The following is a 19532-nucleotide window of genomic DNA, read 5'->3' as shown; positions in this document are numbered from 1 at the left end:
GGAGATGGAATAGTATGTTGGAATTTGATTTTGAAATGGAGAGCTTGGCTCAAATTAAAGTGATCGGCGTCGGAGGCGGCGGCAGCAATGCGGTTAACCGAATGATCGAAAATGGTGTTCAGGGTGTGGAGTTCATTACAGTCAATACAGATGCCCAGGCACTTCATTTAGCGAAGTCTGAGCATAAGCTTCAAATTGGGGATAAGCTGACCCGCGGTCTGGGTGCCGGCGCTAACCCGGATGTGGGTAAAAAAGCGGCTGAAGAGTCGCGTGAGCTCATTATGAATACGCTCAAAGGTGCGGATATGGTATTCGTAACGGCGGGAATGGGTGGCGGTACTGGAACCGGAGCGGCTCCTGTCATTGCTGAAATTGCCAAGGAATGTGGCGCGCTGACTGTAGGCGTGGTAACCCGACCATTCACGTTCGAAGGGCGTAAGCGCTCCAATCAAGCTGAACTTGGTATTGAGGGATTAAAAGAAAAAGTAGACACTTTGATAGTAATCCCGAATGACCGTTTGCTTGAAATTGTGGACAAGAAAACCCCAATGTTGGAAGCATTCCGTGAAGCAGACAATGTTCTGCGTCAGGCGGTACAAGGTATTTCAGATTTGATCGCTGTACCGGGTCTAATCAACCTCGACTTTGCTGACGTTAAGACGATCATGACGGAGCGTGGCTCCGCTTTGATGGGGATTGGTGAAGCAACTGGTGAAAATCGTGCGGCTGAAGCAGCACGCAAGGCTATCATGAGCCCGTTGTTGGAGACATCCATTGAAGGTGCTCGTGGTGTGATTATGAACATCACTGGTGGCAACAACCTGTCTCTGTATGAGGTTAATGAGGCAGCTGAAATTGTAACATCGGCTTCCGATCCGGAAGTAAACATGATTTTCGGTGCTATCATTGACGAAGAGTTGAAAGAAGAGATCAAGGTTACCGTCATTGCCACTGGCTTTGAAGGCAAGCCAAGTCAACCGGCACCGGGACGTAAACCGGCAGCCAACCCGGCTACTTCCGAATCGGCGGAAAAAGGCTCTCCTAACTTGCGTCCATTTGGTAACACTCAAAGCAGTGACCAATTAGACATTCCTACATTCTTACGTAACCGTTCGCGCAATAATAATAACGATAACTAGTTTTAATTCAGACTGCCCGCATTCTCCTTGGAGATGCGGGCTTCTTTCTGTTTTCCGCATCCTGCAGTTCAGGCGCTTCTCCTCTTTCCGACAAAATTAGTCGGTCACCGTCCCCACCGTTAGACAGACTTTGAACAGCATGACTACTATACTTAAGCCTATCCTGCAAACGCTGGGCGGGTGAAGCCTTGGTTGTTTATATCGACTTGATTTTTTTGGCCAATTTGTTCATTGATGCTGTGCTGCTGATGGTCACCGCCTGGATGAGAAAAATTCGTCCAGTGTGGTGGAGGTTGATGGCATCAGCTGGAATCGGCGCAATGTACGTGGTCATGATGTTTGTGCCGGAACTGTCCTTTTTATTTACGTTCCTGATCAAACTGGCATTATCGGTCATAATGCTGCTGGTGGCTTTTGGATTTGGCAGCATGCAAAAGTATCTTCGTACAATGGGTGCTTTTTATATGATCAATTTTGTAGCTGCAGGTGGCATTTTGGGGATGCATTATTTTCTCCAAAATACGGGGGAATTGTTTAATGGTATCTGGTACACCGCTTCGGGAGGAATGTCTTTTGAACTGAAAATCGCATTCTGGTTTATTTTATGCGCATTTGGCGGAGTGATGCTTTTCTTTCGTATTGTGCAGTCCTCAAAGCAGCGCACAGAAAGGATGAGTGGGTTTCTGGGACAAGTGCAGGTGTGGATTGGGCAGGATCATATTGAGTGTACAGGCTTGTTGGATACAGGTAACCAGCTCTATGATCCTTTGACCCGAACCCCGGTGATGATCATGGAGGCGGCCTTGTGGGAATCGTATTTGCCCGCCTCCTGGCTTCGAAAATGTTCTGAGGGTAATGCTGACCAACTGGTGATGGAACTGGGGGACGGGGACGAATCGTTTAGCTGGCAGGATCGTGTTCGTCTCGTCCCCTATCGTGGAATTAACCGCAGTCATTCCTTTATGCTCGCCCTCAAACCAGACCGGGTAGAGGTGGTGATGAATGGAATTCATTTTGTACATCATCGAGTGTTGATTGGCTTGGATGGGGGAACATTGTCAGCAGAGGGTAAGTATCGCGCCATCATCCACCCGGATGTGACGGCACAAGAAGAGGGCAGTGCTGATACCAACCAGAAACGAGATGCACATTTTAGTGAGCATTTTACGGAATCAGGATGACGGAGCATAAACACAAAATGATGTTTGAAGGCGACGAGAAATATCCAATGGTGAAATGGGCGGAGCACAGCTGGGATTGTACTATTTTCAAAAGGGGGAGAATGATATGCGGGAACAGATGAAATTGAAGATGAAAATTAGGCTAGCATTGCAACTGCAATATTATCGTATTTTATTTTTATTTGGGCTGAAAAGTGAAGAAATTTATTATATTGGCGGCAGCGAGGCGCTCCCCCCACCGCTGACGAGAGACGAAGAAGAATATTTGCTGGGGAAACTTTCTTCTGGAGATGCAGCAGTACGGTCGATGCTAATCGAAAGAAATTTGCGGTTAGTCGTATATATTGCCCGTAAATTTGAGAATACGGGAATCAACATTGAGGATCTCGTATCCATTGGTGCTATTGGACTAATCAAAGCAGTTAACACTTTTGATCCAGAGAAGAAAATCAAACTTGCGACATATGCGTCTCGATGCATTGAGAATGAGATTTTGATGTATTTGCGTCGCAATAGTAAAACGAGAACGGAAGTTTCTTTTGATGAGCCTCTGAATATTGATTGGGACGGTAATGAATTATTGCTTTCCGATGTGATGGGGACGGAAAATGATACCATTTACCGTAATATTGAGGAGCAGGTGGACCGAAAATTATTGCATAAGGCACTGGATAAGTTGACGGATCGAGAGCGTTTGATTATGGAGCTGCGCTTCGGCTTACAAGACGGAGAAGAGAAGACACAGAAGGATGTTGCTGACCTGTTGGGTATCTCGCAATCGTATATTTCGCGTCTGGAAAAGCGAATTATAAAGCGCTTACGAAAAGAATTTAATAAAATGGTATAATGCATGGGTATATCCGGAAGCGATGGAAACGGCGAATAAAAAAATGCCCTCAGGAGATAATGTACATTAATGTTGCTCCTTGGGAGGTAAGACACGATGACCCGAAATAAAGTGGAAATTTGCGGTGTGGATACCGCCAAACTGCCGGTATTAACCAATGCAGAAATGCGCGAGTTGTTCACATCACTTCAGCAAAATAATGAACGATCAGCCAGAGAAAAATTGGTCAACGGCAATCTCCGACTCGTCCTGAGTGTGATTCAACGATTTAACAATCGGGGAGAGTTTGTGGACGATTTGTTCCAGGTAGGATGTATCGGCCTAATGAAGGCGATTGATAATTTTGACCTTTCGCAAAACGTAAAGTTCTCCACTTATGCGGTGCCGATGATTATCGGAGAGATCCGCCGTTATTTGCGGGATAACAATCCGATCCGTGTATCTCGTTCGTTACGGGATATTGCATATAAGGCGCTTCAGGTGCGGGACAGTCTGACGAATCTGAACTCGCGAGAACCAACGATTTTTGAAATTTCAGAGGCACTGAATGTGCCCAAAGAAGACGTTGTGTTCGCGTTGGATGCGATTCAGGATCCGGTTTCGCTGTTCGAGCCGATATATCACGACGGGGGCGACCCAATCTATGTGATGGATCAGATCAGTGATGACAGAAATAAAGACGTCTCATGGATTGAGGAAATCGCTCTGCGGGAAGCGATGCATCGCCTGGGCCAGCGTGAAAAGATGATATTGTCTATGCGTTTTTATGAAGGAAAGACGCAAATGGAGGTTGCCGACGAAATCGGTATCTCTCAAGCCCAGGTTTCAAGATTAGAGAAGTCGGCTATACAGCAAATGCAAAAACATGTAAAGTCCTAATGAAATGAATGCTTGAATGATTCAGCGATAAAAACGATCCTACCGGATCGTTTTTGCGTTTACAGGACATTTTTTGGGCTCTTCCGCTCATATAGTGAAATAAAGGATGTGATGCGTGTGAGTGCACCGGAAACGTCAGTAAGAGCAATGAAAATTTCCGAGTTTCAAACCAAGGATGTCATTAACATTGTAGATGGAAGACGTCTGGGACAAATCAGTGATTTGGAGATTGACGTGCGGCAGGGGAAAATTGAAGCCATTGTGGTTCCAGGCAGCAGTCGTTTTATGGGCTGGTTTGGAGGCGGAAGCGAGTTGGTCATTCCGTGGCGCAACATTGTGAAAATTGGTTCGGATGTTGTGCTTGTACGACTGGAAGGATTGCATGAGCCGCCGGGTGAAGGGGAGGAAAAGTTGTATATCGAACGTCAAGAGCGGAGTGACCGACGGGGCTTCTGAACTTGCAGATCTACGTATTTTAGTGTGTTGTGAAGACACGGCGGCGGCTTTTTGGTACACTGGGCAGTAGAGGTGAGAATGAATGGAACCATTTGTAGTGAACACCGAGGCTACGGGGGCTGCGCTTATGAAAGATGGCGGACGTCCCGTACCGGAGTTGTTATATATTCAATCTTGGGAGCGGCAGGTTCAGGGATTAACAGCGGGTTTTACAGGTCGTCATGGCGGTGTCAGTGAGGTGCCCTACGCTAGTCTGAACTGTGCGTTCCATGTGGGGGATGACCCCGAGCAAGTTATTCGTAACCGTCTGCTCATTGCTGAGCAGCTTGGCTTTGCTGCTGAAGCGTGGACGTGCGGTGAACAGGTTCATGGTCATCATGTTGCCGTGGTCAAGGCTGCTGATCGCGGGCGGGGCTTTATGGATCGTGCATCCGCTTTTCAGGACACAGATGGACTTTTGACGAATGTACCTGGCATTTTGCTGACGTCCTTTTATGCAGACTGTGTACCATTATATTTTTGTGATCCAGTCCGCCGTGTGATTGGGTTGGCGCATGCAGGCTGGAAGGGAACCGTTGCGGAAATCGCATTGAAAATGGTACAGACCATGCAAAACGAATATGGATCTCAGCCGTCTGATATACTAGCAGCTATTGGTCCTTCCATTGGTTCTGAATCCTATGAGGTGGATGAGCACGTGATGAGCCAAATTCGGGTTTTGGAGTATGATTGCCCGGGTAATGATAAATGGGAAGGTTCTGTTTACTTTCCCTTAACCACCGGAAAAACACTACTTGACTTGAAACAATGCAATCGACACATTATGATGAAAGCAGGAATATTGCCGAGCCATATCGAATGTACTACCTTATGCACGAGTAGCCGTAGCGATTTGTTTTTTTCATATCGCAAAGAAGGCGGCGTCACAGGAAGAATGGCGAGTTGGATTGGTCTGGAAGAGAGGTGAGTCCTCCCGTGTCTTTGGAGGAACGAATTAAAGAAGTGAATGCCCGTGTAGAAGCGGCATGTGCCCGAAGCGGACGTTCGCGTGATGAAGTTAATGTGATCGCTGTCACCAAATATGTTTCGGCGGCGACAATGACATCGGTACTGGATAGCGACTTAGAGCATGTGGGCGAAAATCGCTGGCAGGATGCTGCGGATAAATGGAGCAAGTTGGGTGACCGGGGAACGTGGCATTTTATTGGTCATCTCCAAACGAATAAGGTTAAAGATGTGATTGGAAAATTTAAATTTATACATTCGCTTGACCGCTTATCGCTCGCTCAGGAATTGGACAAGAAGGCAGCCGCTCTGGGACTGCGAGTTAAAGCTTTTGTGCAAGTCAATATTTCTGGGGAAATATCCAAATATGGCTTGTCCTCTGAGGCGGTTGTCCCCTTTTTGGAACAAATTCGCGAGTTGGAGCATGTGGACGTAATTGGCTTGATGACGATGGCTCCTCATGAGGAAGACCCGGAAAAAACTCGGCCTGTGTTTCGGGGATTACGTGAATTACGGGATAGGTTAAATGGACAAGCCTTGACCAGAGAACCCATCGTTCACTTGTCTATGGGGATGTCCAATGATTTTGAAGTGGCGGTTGAAGAGGGAGCGACCTGGCTGCGGCTTGGTTCCGTACTGGTCGGACGAGAGGAGGATTTCCATTGGGCGTAATGAATAAGTTCATGAACTTTCTGGGGCTTCAGGAAGAAGAGGAAGTTATAGAGCGAGAGGTTATGAATACGCCGGAAGATCAAGAAATTGAAACCCCAAGCTTTGATAAACGTAAGAACCAGAAGAGCACTAATGTTGTCAGCATCCATTCACAGAAAAATGTGAAAGTTGTCCTGTATGAGCCGCGTTCTTATGATGAAGCACAGGAAATTGCCGACCATATCCGTTCCCATCGTACCGTCGTAGTTAATTTGCAACGAATTCGCAAGGATCAGGCGCTGCGCATTATTGATTTTTTGAGTGGTACTGTGTATGCACTGGGTGGTGGTATTTCCAAGGTCGGGAACAATATTTTTCTGTGTACACCAGACACGGTTGAGATTCAAGGCTCTATTACGGAAATACTGGCTGACACTGAACAAGAACTTAACAGAATGAGGTGAACTTTTCTTGATCGAGGTAATTTACTGGCTATTTCAGATTTATTCGTACATGATCATTGCATATGTTCTGCTGTCATGGCTTCCTAATGCCAGAGAGAGTGTAATTGGCGATTTACTTGCCAAGTTTGTGGAGCCGTATTTGTCTCCTTTTCGCAGGTTTATACCGCCAATCTTCGGGATGATTGATATTTCACCCATCGTTGCGCTGATTGCTCTGCGTTTTGCGTCATACGGTTTGATTTCTTTAATTGGTAATTTCGTCTAGGAGGAGTTATGCGAACTGAGATTTATGAGCATTTTCACCCGGATGAACGGGATTATGTGGATCGCGCTTCCGAATGGATCAGTCATGCGGGAGCTTATCATGAGCAGAAGCTGACTGATTTTTTGGACCCGCGCCAACAGTACATATTGGAGACACTTGCTTCGAAGGAAGACAAGGTCACGATTAGGGTAGATGGCGGATATATGGCTTCAGAACGAAAGCGGGCGCTTATTGCGCCCGATTATTCGTATTTGGACGGTGAGGAGATGGGGATTCAGGTCCTTTCCATCACATCTGACGATCATAAAGTAGGTACTCTTGAACACGGTGATTATCTAGGTGCCCTACTGGGACTTGGAATCAAACGTGGGAAAATCGGGGACATTCATGTACTAGATGATGGGTGCCATGTATTGGTAGCTTCAGAGATTGTCGATTTTATGACGATGCATTTGCAGCAGGTACATCGTGTCCATGTATGGACAGAACTGTTGCCTGTTGCGAGTCTGCGAACGAAGGAAGTTGCATTAGAGGCGCTAGATCTGACTGTCGCTTCTTTACGACTGGACGGTATTGCCAGCGATGTGTACAAGCTAAGCCGCAGTAAAATATTAACACCGATTCGGGCGGGACGGTGCCGGGTAAATTGGAAGGTGGAGGAGAATCCATCCACTCCACTTAAAGCTGGGGACGTTATTTCCATGCAGGGTTTTGGGCGTTTCAAAGTGCTTGAAACAGACGGGATGACAAAAAAGGGAAGATTCCGTGTCAAAATTGGTAAGTTTGTATAGCTGTAGGCAGGAATCACGAGCTTTCTGTCGAAAGAATTAAGCTATAGCGAAGAACTGGAACGATTTTGCTCTGTACAGTATTCACAAAACGGAGTATGATGACCGATAGATGATAGTGAGCGTCGTGACGCGGGAAATGTATTTTTTGTCAATCTTATAGGAGGTGGACGGCATGCCATTAACGCCATTGGATATACATAACAAGGAATTTGCCCGCCGGCTTCGCGGTTATGATGAGGATCAGGTTAATGAATTTTTGGATCAGGTGATCAAAGATTACGAGGGCGTTATTCGTGAAAATAAAGAACTGAGCACCGAGTTGTTGAACGTACAGGAGAAGCTCGATCATTTCGCGACGATTGAGGATACGCTGAGTAAGACGATTATCGTGGCGCAGGAAGCGGCTGATGAAGTTCGTAACAACGCCAAGAAAGAATCCCAACTGATCGTGAAGGAAGCGGAAAAAAATGCGGACCGTATTGTGAACGAAGCATTGTCTAAATCCCGCAAGATCGCGTTGGAGGTTGAAGAACTGAAGAAGCAGGCATCGATTTACCGAGCACGGTTTCGTACACTGGTGGAAGCACAGCTTGATTTGTTAAGCCAAGATGGCTGGGAAGCCCTTGAAAACCGGGAACGCGAAGTACTGGAGCGCGAGCGTGAGATGAAAGAAATTTACTAATTTCATTTCTGACAAGCTTTTATTAGGCTTTGTTAGGGTTGACTTTTATCTTTAAACAGGCTATAACTGTAAATACTATACTGAATTCAATGATTATCCGTCCGTCGGCTGATGGTTGTTATTCAAGGCAACGATGTTGCTGATTTAATATTCGATGAATTTAACATGTTTAATTCGTTGATGGGAACGAGTACGTCATGATTTGTCCCTCAGAGAGTTGGCCTTCCGGTGCAAGCCAACGTTCAGAACATGACCGAAGATCCTCCCGGAGAAGTGAGCTGAAGCGCTTAAGATTTTTTATGGCGTGTGTAAGCAATCACCGTTTGCCATGCGTTATAATGGCGCCCTGCTGTAGTTGAGTGGGGCTCAGAGAGCCGTGATGAGACTGTATTTTAGAATGGTCTGTTTTTACGGAATCAGGGTGGTAACGCGAGCACAGTCTCGTCCCTTTACAGGGATGGGGCTTTTTTTGTTGCTTTTTTTAGGAAATGCTAGGGAAATCAATGATGAGTAGAGAGGAAGTATGAAGTATGAACAGAGTGGATGTTAAAGAAAAAGCACGGTCCCGTGACCTGCGCATCCTGAGCAAATGGAAAGAAGAGGACACATTCCGTAAATCCATCACAAATCGTGAAGGAAATCCAAATTTTGTATTTTATGAGGGCCCACCAACAGCTAACGGTAAACCGCATATCGGTCACGTGCTGGGCCGTGTAATTAAGGATTTTGTAGGCCGCTATCAGACAATGAAGGGATACCGCGTCGTACGTAAGGCAGGCTGGGACACGCATGGCTTGCCGGTAGAATTGGGTGTACAAAAGCAACTGGGAATCTCCCACAAACCTGAAATTGAAGAATATGGCGTTGAAAAGTTTATTAAAAAATGTAAGGCAAGCGTGTTTGAGTACGAGCAACAATGGCGTGATCTAACCGAAGCGATCGGATACTGGACTGACCTCGATAACCCGTACATTACATTGGATAATAACTATATCGAGAGCGTATGGAACATTTTGGCGACAATTCATGAAAAAGATCTGCTGTATCGTGGTCATCGTGTGAGTCCGTATTGCCCGGATTGTCAGACGACGCTAAGTTCTCATGAAGTAGCGCAGGGCTACAAAGATGTGAAGGATCTGAGTGCCACGGCCAAATTCAAGTTGCATAGCAGTGGTGAATATGTTCTGGCTTGGACGACAACGCCTTGGACCTTGCCGAGTCACGTGGCGCTCGCCGTCAACCCTGGACTGGAATATGCACGTGTGAAGCAGGAAGACGGTGTATACATCGTTGCTAAAAATCTGGTTGAGGACGTAATTAAAGGCGATCATGAAGTGATTGGAACGCTATCCGGTTCAGAACTGGTTGGCCAAACGTATACCCCGCCATTTACGTATTTTCAGGTTGAGAAGGGTAATCAGATTCTGGGTGCGAAGTTCGTAACAGACTCCAGCGGTACAGGTATCGTTCATATGGCTCCGGCGCACGGTGAGGATGATTACCGGGTATGTCGTGAAAATGGTGTTGAATTCATCAACGTGGTGGATCTCCAAGGTAACTATGTAGAGGAAATCACTGATTTTGCAGGCCGTTTTGTAAAAGACTGTGATGTAGATATTGTTAAAATGCTGTCCGAAAAAGGTTTGCTGTACAGCAAGGAAAAATACGAGCATAGCTATCCGTTCTGCTGGCGCTGCGATACTCCATTATTGTACTATGCTATGGACAGCTGGTTTATCAAAACAACTGCGATCAAGGATCAACTGATTGCCAACAACAGTGAAGTCGAATGGTACCCGGGGCATATACGTGAAGGACGTTTTGGCAAGTTTTTGGAGGAACTGGTGGATTGGAACATCAGTCGCGATCGCTATTGGGGTACACCGCTAAACATCTGGGTTTGTGAGGAAACTGGAGAACAGTTCGCTCCACATAGTATTGCTGAATTGAGGGAACGTGCGATTGGCGATGTACCAGCGGACATCGAGCTGCACAAACCATATGTAGATGATATTAAGGTTCGTAGCCAATGCGGTAAATACGAGATGACTCGTACACCGGAAGTAATCGACGTATGGTTCGATAGTGGCTCCATGCCATTTGCGCAGCATCATTATCCTTTTGAAAATAATGAAACGTTCGAGCAGCAATTTCCGGCAGATATGATCTGTGAAGGGATTGACCAGACTCGTGGCTGGTTCTATAGCTTGCTTGCGGTTTCGACTATGCTGACTGGCAAAGCTCCTTATAAAGCTGTCATGGCGACAGGCCATGTACTGGATGAGCAGGGGCAGAAAATGTCTAAATCCAAGGGTAATGTTATTGATCCGTGGGAAGTGATTGACGAGTACGGTACAGATGCTTTCCGCTGGGCATTGCTGTCTGATAGTGCACCATGGAATAGCAAGCGTTTTTCCAAAGGTATTGTAGGTGAGGCTAAATCGAAGCTGGTGGATACGCTTGTCAATACACACGCTTTTCTGACCTTGTATGCGGATATCGACGGATTTGATCCGGCACAGCATCCGTTCAAACCATCGGCTCATAAGTTGGATCGCTGGATTTTGTCCCGTCTGAACAGCCTGATTTTGGTAGTGGACAAAGCGCTGGCTGTAAATGACTTCTTGAACTCATCCAAAGCGATTGAGTCCTTTGTAGATGAGCTGAGCAACTGGTATATCCGTCGTTCACGCGACCGATTCTGGGGCAATGGTCTTACAGAAGATAAGCTGGATGCATACCGTACACTGACCGAAGTGCTGTTAACGACTGCCAAACTACTTGCGCCGTTTACTCCACTGCTTGCAGAGGATATTTACCTCAATCTGAGCAACGGGGAAAGTGTTCATCTGGATGATTATCCGACTGCCAATGAGTCCTTGATCGATCTGGAACTGGAACGAGATATGGAAACGGCACGCCGTGTCGTTGAATTGGCGCGTAACGTCCGCAACGAAACGGGTTTGAAAACGCGTCAACCGTTGTCCGAGTTGATTCTGTCCATGGATCAGGACTTTGAACTGAGTGGCTATGAGGAAATCATCAAAGATGAGATTAACGTGAAGCATATTCATGTTGAGACGGACGATAGCGGCTTTGTAGATTTTACACTGAAACTGAATTTGAAAGTAGCAGGCAAGAAATACGGCAAAAATGTCGGTTTCCTACAAAACTTTTTCAAAGGAATGTCTGCTGAGGATACCCGTTCTGTTGTAGAAAAAGGAGTGTTAAACGTCGCTTCTCCAGAAGGTGAAGAGCTGCAAGTTACGGCCGAAGAATTGCTGGTGGAGAAAAAAGCGAAAGAAGGCTTCGCTTCTGCTTCCGGTTATGGCTTAACGGTAGCGTTGAACACAGACATTACGCCAGAGCTGGAGCAAGAGGGTTGGGTACGTGAAGTGGTTCGTGCGGTACAGGATTATCGTAAAAAACTGGATCTGCCGATTGAAAAGTATGTGGCGTTGACGTTGGATGTAGATAACGAGCTGCGTCAGGCCATCGGAAGCTTCGATTCTGTGTTGCGTGAGAACGTATTGGTTACTACTGTGACATTTGGTCAAGCCGAACCGGCAGAACATGTGGATGTGAACGGTAAAACCATCGGCGTTCATATTGGAGAATAATTACAAGCCCCCTGTCCCATAATACAATAACAGGCAGCATATAAAAACGAGCCTAAGCATCGGAAACGGTTTTTCTCCGTTACGTGCTTCGGCTCGTTTGCTGCGTTCAGGGCAGCCATGGGAAAAGGGGGATTGTGCATATGACGGCACGATCAAGGCGTAGACAGGGGAGAAGTCTCCGAGAGATGAACGGAGAAGGAGCAGCCGTAGCCGCAGATAAAAGCAAAACAGGTAATCAGGCAGAGCAATTAAGTCGTGTTGAAAAGCTGATACGTGCTGTGTCAGAGCAGATGGAACGGACACGTATTGCAGATTATGCTTTGCTGCTGAACAAGCCTTGGCGATTACTTTGGCTAAATCTAATATCAGGCGTTTCCAGGGGAATCGGCATCGCGCTAGGTTTTACTTTTTTTGCCGCTACCATTATTTATGTGCTGCAAGTGCTCGGAGCGTTGAATTTGCCGATTATCGGTGATTATATCGCTGATATTGTACGAATTGTACAACGACAATTGGAGCTTACTACCTATTAGGCAGCGATCTCCACTTTGAAGTTCACGATTCGTCTTCGTGCGTATCCGGCTCCAGTAGACCTTCGCCCTCGCCATCTTCGATATAACGCTGATAAATGGAACTACGAATAACGGAAACATTTTGTCCATAAATGTCAGTAGCAACAAAGCTTTCGTATGGTTCTACGAAGCCCATATTATCGTCGCCTGCTTCAATTTCCATATCATCATAACTGTGGATTTCTCCACTTTCGGCCATGGCTGGTGTGTTAGAGGTACCCCAATTTTCGACGATCTGCCAGGCATCTTCACCGTCGAAGCCGTTTTGATCATCACGCTCATCCAGACTTGTTCTGCCGAACGAGGGAGCGAGAAATTCTTCCTCCACTGGGCGGCGGTTAGACACTTCTGTTTCGGGACTGTACTCTTTACAGTAAATGGTATAGGGAACAGCCAGTAGGCGCTCATAGGGAATGGGTTTACCGCTGGCGGCACAAATGCCATACGTCCCCTTTTCCATGGCCATCAGAGCTGATTCGATGCGTTCTAATTGGAATTCGTCGTGCTCCAGTAAGGAAATATCCTTGGCTCGCTCGTAGGTTTCAGTAGCCAGATCTCCTGGGTGGTTATCAATAGGAGAAAGCTCGCCGGTTTGATCGCGTTGGGAATCGCCGAGTCCGTAATGGCCGTTGTCCTGCAAACGATGCTCAATTTCTTTTTTGCGTTCCAGCAGTTCGTTACGCAAGCCCTGCAATTGTTGCTCCGTCAATGGGGACATGGAATCCTCTCCTTGTTCTAGGTTTACATGCGCATGCGTTGTGTCGAGTATGCTCCTTGTAGTTTGCACCGGGAAGGCCTCTTTTACATAGGAAATTCTAATCAAATGCAGTGGAGTTCATTTTATAGATGATCTGTACTTGATGCTTGCGGGTTTCGTGGACGATCTGAGAACGCTTATGCTACAATAAATGGGTTCAACAACGGATATAAGCGGATCGGAGTGACGAAGGACTGTGATTTATTTTGGTATTGCGCTAATTATTTTTTTGATTGATCAGGGAGTCAAATATTTGGTGGCTACGCGGATGGAATTGTACGAGCAAATACCAGTCATCGGCAATTTCTTTTTAATCACCTCCCATCGTAATCGTGGAGCCGCTTTTGGGATTTTGGAAGGTCAACGTTGGCTTTTTATCGTGATTACAATTGTAGTGGTGATCGGTATCGTCTGGTACCTGCGAAAAACAGTCAAGGCTGGACAAAAGCTACTTCCTGTTGCGCTAAGTTTGGTGCTGGGGGGAGCAGTCGGTAACTTTTTGGATCGGGCTATTTCAGGTGAAGTGGTTGATTTTGCGCAATTCAATTTTGGAAGCTATACGTTCCCGATTTTTAATGTGGCAGATTCGGCGATTGTCATCGGTGTAGCACTGATTATTTTGGATACATTGCTGGAATCGCGTCGGGAAAAAGGAAATGGCAATGATAGCATTGAAGGGAAGTCATAGCATGAGCGAAGTGAATGAAAATGGCGAAGCCGCAGGTCTGTCTTATGAAGACGAACTGGAGAGTGAATCTCTGGAATGGACAGCGGATTCCGTGGATGCCAAAACACGTATAGACAAATATATCGCCGAAGAAATGAAGGAAGTGTCTCGTTCTCAGATACAGCTGTGGATCGGAAATGGTCGGGTGTTGGTGAACGGTACGGCGATCAAGGCGAACTACAAGCTGGCTGAAGGAGATCGTATTGTATTATCGGTACCGGAGCCAGAAAGTGTAGATATTGTACCGGAAAATATTCCGTTGGATGTCGTTTACGAGGATTCGGACGTTATTGTTATTAACAAGCAACGTGGTCTGGTCGTGCATCCTGCACCGGGACACTCTTCGGGAACATTGGTTAACGCACTGATGTACCACTGCCACGATCTTTCCGGCATCAATGGGGAATTACGTCCTGGTATTGTTCACCGTATTGATAAGGATACATCAGGACTGCTGATGGCGGCTAAAAATGATCAGGCTCACGCATCACTTGCAGCACAGCTTAAGGACCATAGTGTGACTCGGAAATATATAGCCTTAGTTCACGGTCATTTGAGCCACGATCAGGGAACGGTAGATGCTCCGATTGGCCGCGATTCGGGTGATCGCAAATTGTTCACAGTGACGGAACGTAACAGCAAGCATGCAGTCACCCATTTTCTCGTCATTGAACGGTTGGGGGATTATACCCTGCTTGAACTTCAATTGGAAACAGGACGCACACACCAAATTCGTGTTCACATGAAATTTATTGGACACCCATTGGTTGGCGACCCTATGTATGGACGCAGCAAAGGGGTTCGTATGGATGGTCAGGCGCTGCATGCGGCGGTACTGGGCTTTAAGCATCCATCCAATGGAGAATACATGGAATTCAACAGACCGATCCCTCCTGATATGGAGGATGTGTTAGCATCCTTGCGTAGTCGCTAAAACAATGATAATTTGCATTCCTATTCACAAACCTGAATAAATTATTAAGTTAAACCGCCTAAATGGCGGTTTTTTTATTGTGGGATAAGGTATGGGTAAAAACAACTATGGATAATTATACAATGAAGTTGTATAATTATTAGAGTGCTTCCGGTGGTTCCGGTTGAACGGGTGTTGACACACGATTTTCAATCTGTCATACTTCTCGTAGTTGCGATGAACTTTGTCCAAGAGATGGCTAACCATCTCATACTATGAGAAGCAGGACAAAGGAAATCCTGAATAGCACCTTTAAATCAGTCCCGTGAGGCTGGCAAGGTAACGTGAATGGATCACTGATCAGTGCATCCGCTGCGGCGGTATGTCTTCAGTGTGTCCGAGAGATCGGAGAACAGTAGAAGACTGTTCACACGAGACTCCTTGCCAAACTTGGGCAAGGAGTCTTTTTTGTATCCGAACACGGGACCAGGTCTGAAGGGAACATCACCTGAGGAGGCTGGAAGCATGAGTAATGAAACACATGTACTGATGGATGAAATTGCGATTCGTCGGGCATTGACACGGATTGCACATGAAATTTTGGAGAAAAACAAAGGTATTGACGATTGTGTGCTAGTAGGTATTCGAACACGTGGAGTTCATCTGGCGCAACGCCTGGCTGAAAAAATTGCTGAAATTGAAGGCGCACCAATTCCATGGGGAGAGCTGGATGTCACAGCTTACCGGGATGACCGGAGCAGCGTAGCCGAAGCTAAAGGAAATGGAAAAGAGCTTTTGATGAATCCTGCTGACGTATCGGTTCATGATAAGAAAGTCATTCTCTTTGACGATGTGCTGTATACAGGCCGCACCATCCGCGCGGCGATGGATGCATTGATGCACTGCGGACGACCGCAAATGATTCAGCTGGCAGTGCTAGCGGATCGCGGACATCGTGAGCTTCCGATTCGTCCGGATTACATCGGCAAGAACATCCCGACCTCCAAATCTGAGGAAATCGTAGTAGCCCTTCAAGAGACGGACGGTAAGGACGAAGTGACAATCATTCAGAACCGGGGGGAACAGCTATGATCACAACAGCCAGTCAACTTAAAGAACGTAGCCTGCTCGGGTTAAAGGAACTTAGCCGAAATGAAATCGAGTCCATTCTGGATCGCGCTCATTATTGGGAGTCTCAACCAGAAAAACTGGTTCCAGTACTGCAATCACGCTTTGCGGCCAACATGTTTTTTGAAAACAGCACTCGCACCCGCTTTTCTTTTGAAATGGCAGAGAAGCGGCTGGGCGCTCAGGTTTTGAACTTTTCCGCTGCGGCTTCCAGTGTGGAAAAAGGGGAGTCCATTTACGATACAGTACGTACGCTCGAATCCATGGGCATTGACGCAGGAGTCATCCGGTTAAAACCAGCCGGAGTGCTGCAAGAGCTCGCTGAGAAGGTCAGTGTCCCACTGGTTAATGCGGGGGACGGCAACAATGAGCATCCAACGCAGGCTCTGCTGGACCTGTACACCATGCGCAAAACTTTCGGTGAGCTTAAAGGCTTGAGAGTATCCATCATAGGAGACATTCTGCACAGCCGTGTCGCTCGCTCGAATCTGTGGGCCTTGCAAAAATTCGGAGCCAAGGTTAGCTTCTGCGCTCCTGATAATATGAAAGCACCTGATCTTGCGGCGTACGCGCCCTATGTTCCGATGCAAGAGGCACTACAGGCGGACGTGGTCATGATGCTTCGGGTACAGCTGGAACGGCATGCTGAAGGGATGTTGCGCTCAGCGGATGAGTATCGAGAGCAGTACGGTTTGACAGAAAAAAGAGCAGCGAACCTGAAGCCCGGAACGATTATCATGCATCCAGCTCCAGTGAATCGGAATGTGGAAATTGATAGTGCAGTTGTGGAAAGCGAACAATCGCGAATTTTTCCGCAAATGGCAAACGGAGTTCCGATCCGCATGGCGGTTATGGAACGGGCAATGAAGCTGTAGAAGCTGTCAATTGGATCGTAGGAAAAAGTTGCAGAAAACTGAGCGGAGGAATATTTCAGATGAAACAATTAATAATGAATGCAAGCGTATTGAACGAGCAGGGCGAGGCTGAATTGAAATCCATCCTAATCGCCGACGGAAAAATTTTGGCTATCGCAAATGCAGATGCTGGAGTCAGCCTACTTATAGAAGAAGGGGCATCTGAGCAGGAGCGCGAAGTTGAAAAAATCGATGCCCAGGGAAAACTGGTCATCCCCGGTTTAATCGACATGCATGTGCATCTGAGAGAACCTGGCTTTGAATATAAAGAAACGATTGAAACGGGCAGCCGTGCGGCGGTGAAAGGCGGATTTACGACGATTGCCTGCATGCCAAACACACGTCCAGTGACTGACAATGTGGACACAGTCCAGCTGGTATTGAAAAAGGGACAGGAAGCCGGGCTTGCCAAGGTTCTTCCTTACGCAGCCATTACGAAAAACGAACTGGGGCGTGAGCTGACAGATTTTGAAGCGCTCAAAGCAGCGGGTGCAATCGGCTTTACTGACGATGGTGTCGGGGTGCAAAGCGCGCAAATGATGAAGGATGCCATGGCGCGGGCCAAAGCACTGGATATGCCGGTTATTGCACACTGTGAGGATAACACGCTTGTTGAAGGAGCGGCGGTGACGGACGGCGAATTTGCTAAGCGCCACGGACTTAAAGGCATTCCGAACGAATCCGAAGCCATTCACGTCGGACGAGACATTTTACTATCCGAGGCAACCGGGGCACACTATCATGTATGCCATGTCAGCACGGAGCAGTCAGTGCGGTTAATCCGCCACGCGAAATCTTTTGGCATCAAGGTAACGGCTGAGGTATGCCCACACCACTTGGTATTGTCAGATGAGGACATCCCTGGGCTGGATGCGAACTGGAAAATGAATCCTCCGCTCCGCTCCCCACGTGATGTGCAGGCATGCATAGAGGGACTGGAAGACGGTACGATTGACATCGTCGTAACCGACCATGCAGCGCACAGTGAGGAAGAGAAGGCAAGAGGTATGGAGCTGGCGCCATTCGGAATCGTTGGTTTTGAGACGGCCTTTCCGCTGTTGTACACAAAATTCGTAGCTACCGGACAGTGGACGCTGGACTTTCTAGTGCGTCGTATGACTGCTGATCCAGCGCGTGTCTTCCGCCTTGATACGGGACGCCTGGAAGAAGGGGCTCCAGCTGACCTGACCATGATTGATCTGGAGCAGGAGCAGGCAGTTGATCCGCAAACGTTTGCCAGCAAAGGACGCAACACTCCTTTTACAGGCTGGAAGCTCAAAGGCTGGCCCGTGAAAACTTGGGTAGACGGCAAACTGGTATGGTCTGCTGACGAAGCAAAATAAATAGAAACCACTAAATAAATAGAACCTAATAGCAGGAAACAATATAGAGGAGTGAGACGGGATGCAGGCAAGATTGTTACTTCAGGACGGCACGCTGTTTACAGGCACATCATTTGGTGCGGAAGGTGAAAAAACAGGCGAGGTCGTTTTCAACACAGGGATTACAGGCTATCAAGAGGTGCTGACTGATCCCTCTTATTGCGGACAAATCGTAACGATGACTTACCCGCTGATTGGCAATTACGGAATTACTCGGGATGACTTTGAATCGGTACGGCCTTATGTCCATGGCTTTGCTGTTCGACATTACGAGCCGGCGCCAAGTAACTGGCGTGCTCAATACAGCGTGGGCGATTTGCTGAAGGAATATGGCATCATTGGCATTAGCGACATCGACACCCGCATGCTTACCCGGATTATTCGCCATCACGGCACGATGAAGGGCATTTTGACGACTGGTTCCCAGCCGCTGGAAGAACTGAAAGAAATGATGTCTGACCTCACCATTGAAGAATTGCGTAATCAGGTTCCTATGACTTCCACACCTCATCCGTACAGCAGTCCTGGCAACGGAAAGCGGATCGTACTGATTGACTACGGTGCAAAAAGCGGCATTTTGCGCGAACTGAATAAACGGGACTGCGATGTGGTTGTCGTTCCACATGATACGACGGCTGAGGAAATTCGCCGTTTGGACCCGGACGGTATCCAGCTGTCTAACGGCCCTGGAGATCCAAAAGACGTACCCCATGCCGTTCGTACGGTAGCTGAACTGTTAGGGGAATACCCGATTTTCGGAATTTGCTTGGGACACCAGTTGTTCGCTTTAGCTTCGGGAGCGGATACGGAGAAGCTGAAATTCGGACATCGCGGTGGTAACCACCCGGTGAAAGAACTGGAGAGCGGACGTTGCTTTATCACATCACAAAATCACGGCTACACGGTGAATGAGAATTCGATCCAAGGAACTGAGCTTGAAGTGACGCATATTAATAACAACGATAAAACGATTGAAGGTCTTAAACATACCAAGTATCCCGCGTTTTCGGTTCAATATCATCCAGAGGCTGCACCAGGACCTTACGATAATGGCTACCTGTTTGACCGTTTTCTGGACATGATCCGTGAGCACAAAAGAAATCATCCAAAGCAACCGCGTCAGGCTGCTATCGCCGCCGCAGTGAGAGGAGAGCGCTAA

Annotated in this window: 20 protein-coding genes and 1 other annotated feature; of the genes, 19 read left to right on the top strand and 1 reads right to left on the bottom strand. The window is 47.2% G+C overall.

The window, feature by feature from the left end; all coding sequences use genetic code 11:
• Positions 1–14: 14 nt before the first annotated feature.
• From ftsZ to JOE49_RS22270, 13 genes are all read left to right on the top strand, one after another.
• Positions 15–1139, top strand: coding sequence for a cell division protein FtsZ (gene ftsZ / locus JOE49_RS22330; RefSeq protein ID WP_013311084.1), 1125 nt, complete (start codon positions 15–17; stop codon positions 1137–1139).
• A 188-nt stretch (positions 1140–1327) separates the two neighbouring features.
• The gene (gene spoIIGA / locus JOE49_RS22325; RefSeq protein ID WP_209942875.1) at positions 1328–2320 is read left to right on the top strand and encodes a sigma-E processing peptidase SpoIIGA; all 993 of its coding nucleotides are present in this window, start codon (positions 1328–1330) and stop codon (positions 2318–2320) included.
• 106 nt (positions 2321–2426) lie between these two features.
• A complete protein-coding gene (gene sigE, locus JOE49_RS22320; protein WP_013311082.1) occupies positions 2427–3167 on the top strand; it encodes an RNA polymerase sporulation sigma factor SigE in 741 nt (246 codons plus the stop codon).
• A gap of 96 nt (positions 3168–3263) precedes the next feature.
• A complete protein-coding gene (gene sigG / locus JOE49_RS22315; protein WP_007431182.1) occupies positions 3264–4046 on the top strand; it encodes an RNA polymerase sporulation sigma factor SigG in 783 nt (260 codons plus the stop codon).
• A 111-nt stretch (positions 4047–4157) separates the two neighbouring features.
• The gene (locus JOE49_RS22310) at positions 4158–4502 is read left to right on the top strand and encodes a YlmC/YmxH family sporulation protein (RefSeq protein WP_023989440.1); all 345 of its coding nucleotides are present in this window, start codon (positions 4158–4160) and stop codon (positions 4500–4502) included.
• A gap of 82 nt (positions 4503–4584) precedes the next feature.
• On the top strand, positions 4585–5469 hold the full coding sequence (gene pgeF, locus JOE49_RS22305; RefSeq protein WP_209942873.1) for a peptidoglycan editing factor PgeF: 885 nt from the start codon (positions 4585–4587) through the stop codon (positions 5467–5469).
• 8 nt (positions 5470–5477) lie between these two features.
• The gene (locus JOE49_RS22300; RefSeq protein ID WP_025718637.1) at positions 5478–6179 is read left to right on the top strand and encodes a YggS family pyridoxal phosphate-dependent enzyme; all 702 of its coding nucleotides are present in this window, start codon (positions 5478–5480) and stop codon (positions 6177–6179) included.
• On the top strand, positions 6170–6622 hold the full coding sequence (locus JOE49_RS22295; protein ID WP_023989437.1) for a cell division protein SepF: 453 nt from the start codon (positions 6170–6172) through the stop codon (positions 6620–6622). Before JOE49_RS22300 ends, JOE49_RS22295 begins: the two co-directional genes overlap by 10 nt.
• A gap of 7 nt (positions 6623–6629) precedes the next feature.
• Positions 6630–6887 carry a YggT family protein gene (locus tag JOE49_RS22290; protein ID WP_023989436.1) on the top strand — a complete coding sequence of 86 codons (258 nt, stop codon included), beginning with the start codon at positions 6630–6632 and terminating at the stop codon, positions 6885–6887.
• A gap of 8 nt (positions 6888–6895) precedes the next feature.
• Complete coding sequence (locus tag JOE49_RS22285) at positions 6896–7678, top strand: YlmH family RNA-binding protein (RefSeq protein WP_075154451.1); 783 nt, start codon at positions 6896–6898, stop codon at positions 7676–7678.
• A 172-nt stretch (positions 7679–7850) separates the two neighbouring features.
• On the top strand, positions 7851–8360 hold the full coding sequence (locus tag JOE49_RS22280) for a DivIVA domain-containing protein (protein ID WP_023989434.1): 510 nt from the start codon (positions 7851–7853) through the stop codon (positions 8358–8360).
• Between the two features lie 168 nt (positions 8361–8528).
• Positions 8529–8812, top strand: a binding site (T-box leader).
• A 78-nt stretch (positions 8813–8890) separates the two neighbouring features.
• Positions 8891–11980, top strand: coding sequence for an isoleucine--tRNA ligase (gene ileS, locus JOE49_RS22275; protein WP_209942871.1), 3090 nt, complete (start codon positions 8891–8893; stop codon positions 11978–11980).
• Positions 11981–12120: 140 nt separating this feature from the next.
• Positions 12121–12513 (top strand): DUF5665 domain-containing protein, encoded by a 393-nt coding sequence (locus tag JOE49_RS22270; RefSeq protein WP_226887732.1) that lies wholly within the window; start codon positions 12121–12123, stop codon positions 12511–12513.
• A gap of 22 nt (positions 12514–12535) precedes the next feature.
• Here JOE49_RS22270 and JOE49_RS22265 read toward each other — a convergent pair whose 3' ends face one another.
• Entirely contained in the window at positions 12536–13270 is a 735-nt protein-coding gene (locus JOE49_RS22265; protein WP_025718631.1) for a TraR/DksA C4-type zinc finger protein, read from the bottom strand.
• Between the two features lie 235 nt (positions 13271–13505).
• On the opposite strand from JOE49_RS22265, the gene lspA reads away from it, so the two are divergent.
• The 6 genes from lspA (at position 13506) to carA (ending at position 19532) form a co-directional block, all read left to right on the top strand.
• Positions 13506–13997, top strand: a complete 492-nt coding sequence (gene lspA / locus JOE49_RS22260) for a signal peptidase II (RefSeq protein ID WP_023989430.1) — start codon at positions 13506–13508, stop codon at positions 13995–13997.
• Between the two features lies 1 nt (position 13998).
• On the top strand, positions 13999–14970 hold the full coding sequence (locus JOE49_RS22255) for an RluA family pseudouridine synthase (RefSeq protein ID WP_209942869.1): 972 nt from the start codon (positions 13999–14001) through the stop codon (positions 14968–14970).
• A gap of 504 nt (positions 14971–15474) precedes the next feature.
• Complete coding sequence (gene pyrR, locus JOE49_RS22250; protein WP_043882258.1) at positions 15475–16041, top strand: bifunctional pyr operon transcriptional regulator/uracil phosphoribosyltransferase PyrR; 567 nt, start codon at positions 15475–15477, stop codon at positions 16039–16041.
• Positions 16038–16952, top strand: a complete 915-nt coding sequence (locus JOE49_RS22245) for an aspartate carbamoyltransferase catalytic subunit (protein WP_209942867.1) — start codon at positions 16038–16040, stop codon at positions 16950–16952. Before pyrR ends, JOE49_RS22245 begins: the two co-directional genes overlap by 4 nt.
• A 59-nt stretch (positions 16953–17011) precedes the next feature.
• Positions 17012–18334 carry a dihydroorotase gene (locus JOE49_RS22240; protein ID WP_028540490.1) on the top strand — a complete coding sequence of 441 codons (1323 nt, stop codon included), beginning with the start codon at positions 17012–17014 and terminating at the stop codon, positions 18332–18334.
• Between the two features lie 61 nt (positions 18335–18395).
• Positions 18396–19532, top strand: coding sequence for a glutamine-hydrolyzing carbamoyl-phosphate synthase small subunit (carA, locus tag JOE49_RS22235; RefSeq protein ID WP_209942865.1), 1137 nt, complete (start codon positions 18396–18398; stop codon positions 19530–19532).

Origin of the sequence: Paenibacillus sp. PvR133 (assembly GCF_017833155.1) — a bacterium.
Classification (GTDB): Bacteria; Bacillota; Bacilli; order Paenibacillales; family Paenibacillaceae; genus Paenibacillus; species Paenibacillus polymyxa_B.
This window is presented reverse-complemented; position numbering and strand designations above follow the sequence as displayed.

Bases quoted from the DNA above. Each gene is read 5' to 3' on its own strand.
- carA (WP_209942865.1), top strand. From the start codon at position 18,396: ATGCAGGCAAGATTGTTACTTCAGGACGGCACGCTGTTTACAGGCACA.
- JOE49_RS22240 (WP_028540490.1), top strand. From the start codon at position 17,012: ATGAAACAATTAATAATGAATGCAAGCGTATTGAACGAGCAGGGCGAG.
- JOE49_RS22270 (WP_226887732.1), top strand. From the start codon at position 12,121: ATGACGGCACGATCAAGGCGTAGACAGGGGAGAAGTCTCCGAGAGATG.
- JOE49_RS22245 (WP_209942867.1), top strand. From the start codon at position 16,038: ATGATCACAACAGCCAGTCAACTTAAAGAACGTAGCCTGCTCGGGTTA.
- JOE49_RS22285 (WP_075154451.1), top strand. From the start codon at position 6,896: ATGCGAACTGAGATTTATGAGCATTTTCACCCGGATGAACGGGATTAT.
- JOE49_RS22280 (WP_023989434.1), top strand. From the start codon at position 7,851: ATGCCATTAACGCCATTGGATATACATAACAAGGAATTTGCCCGCCGG.
- ftsZ (WP_013311084.1), top strand. From the start codon at position 15: ATGTTGGAATTTGATTTTGAAATGGAGAGCTTGGCTCAAATTAAAGTG.
- JOE49_RS22255 (WP_209942869.1), top strand. From the start codon at position 13,999: ATGAGCGAAGTGAATGAAAATGGCGAAGCCGCAGGTCTGTCTTATGAA.
- ileS (WP_209942871.1), top strand. From the start codon at position 8,891: ATGAACAGAGTGGATGTTAAAGAAAAAGCACGGTCCCGTGACCTGCGC.
- JOE49_RS22310 (WP_023989440.1), top strand. From the start codon at position 4,158: ATGCGTGTGAGTGCACCGGAAACGTCAGTAAGAGCAATGAAAATTTCC.
- pgeF (WP_209942873.1), top strand. From the start codon at position 4,585: ATGGAACCATTTGTAGTGAACACCGAGGCTACGGGGGCTGCGCTTATG.
- pyrR (WP_043882258.1), top strand. From the start codon at position 15,475: ATGAGTAATGAAACACATGTACTGATGGATGAAATTGCGATTCGTCGG.
- sigE (WP_013311082.1), top strand. From the start codon at position 2,427: ATGCGGGAACAGATGAAATTGAAGATGAAAATTAGGCTAGCATTGCAA.
- JOE49_RS22265 (WP_025718631.1), bottom strand. From the start codon at position 13,270: ATGTCCCCATTGACGGAGCAACAATTGCAGGGCTTGCGTAACGAACTG.
- sigG (WP_007431182.1), top strand. From the start codon at position 3,264: ATGACCCGAAATAAAGTGGAAATTTGCGGTGTGGATACCGCCAAACTG.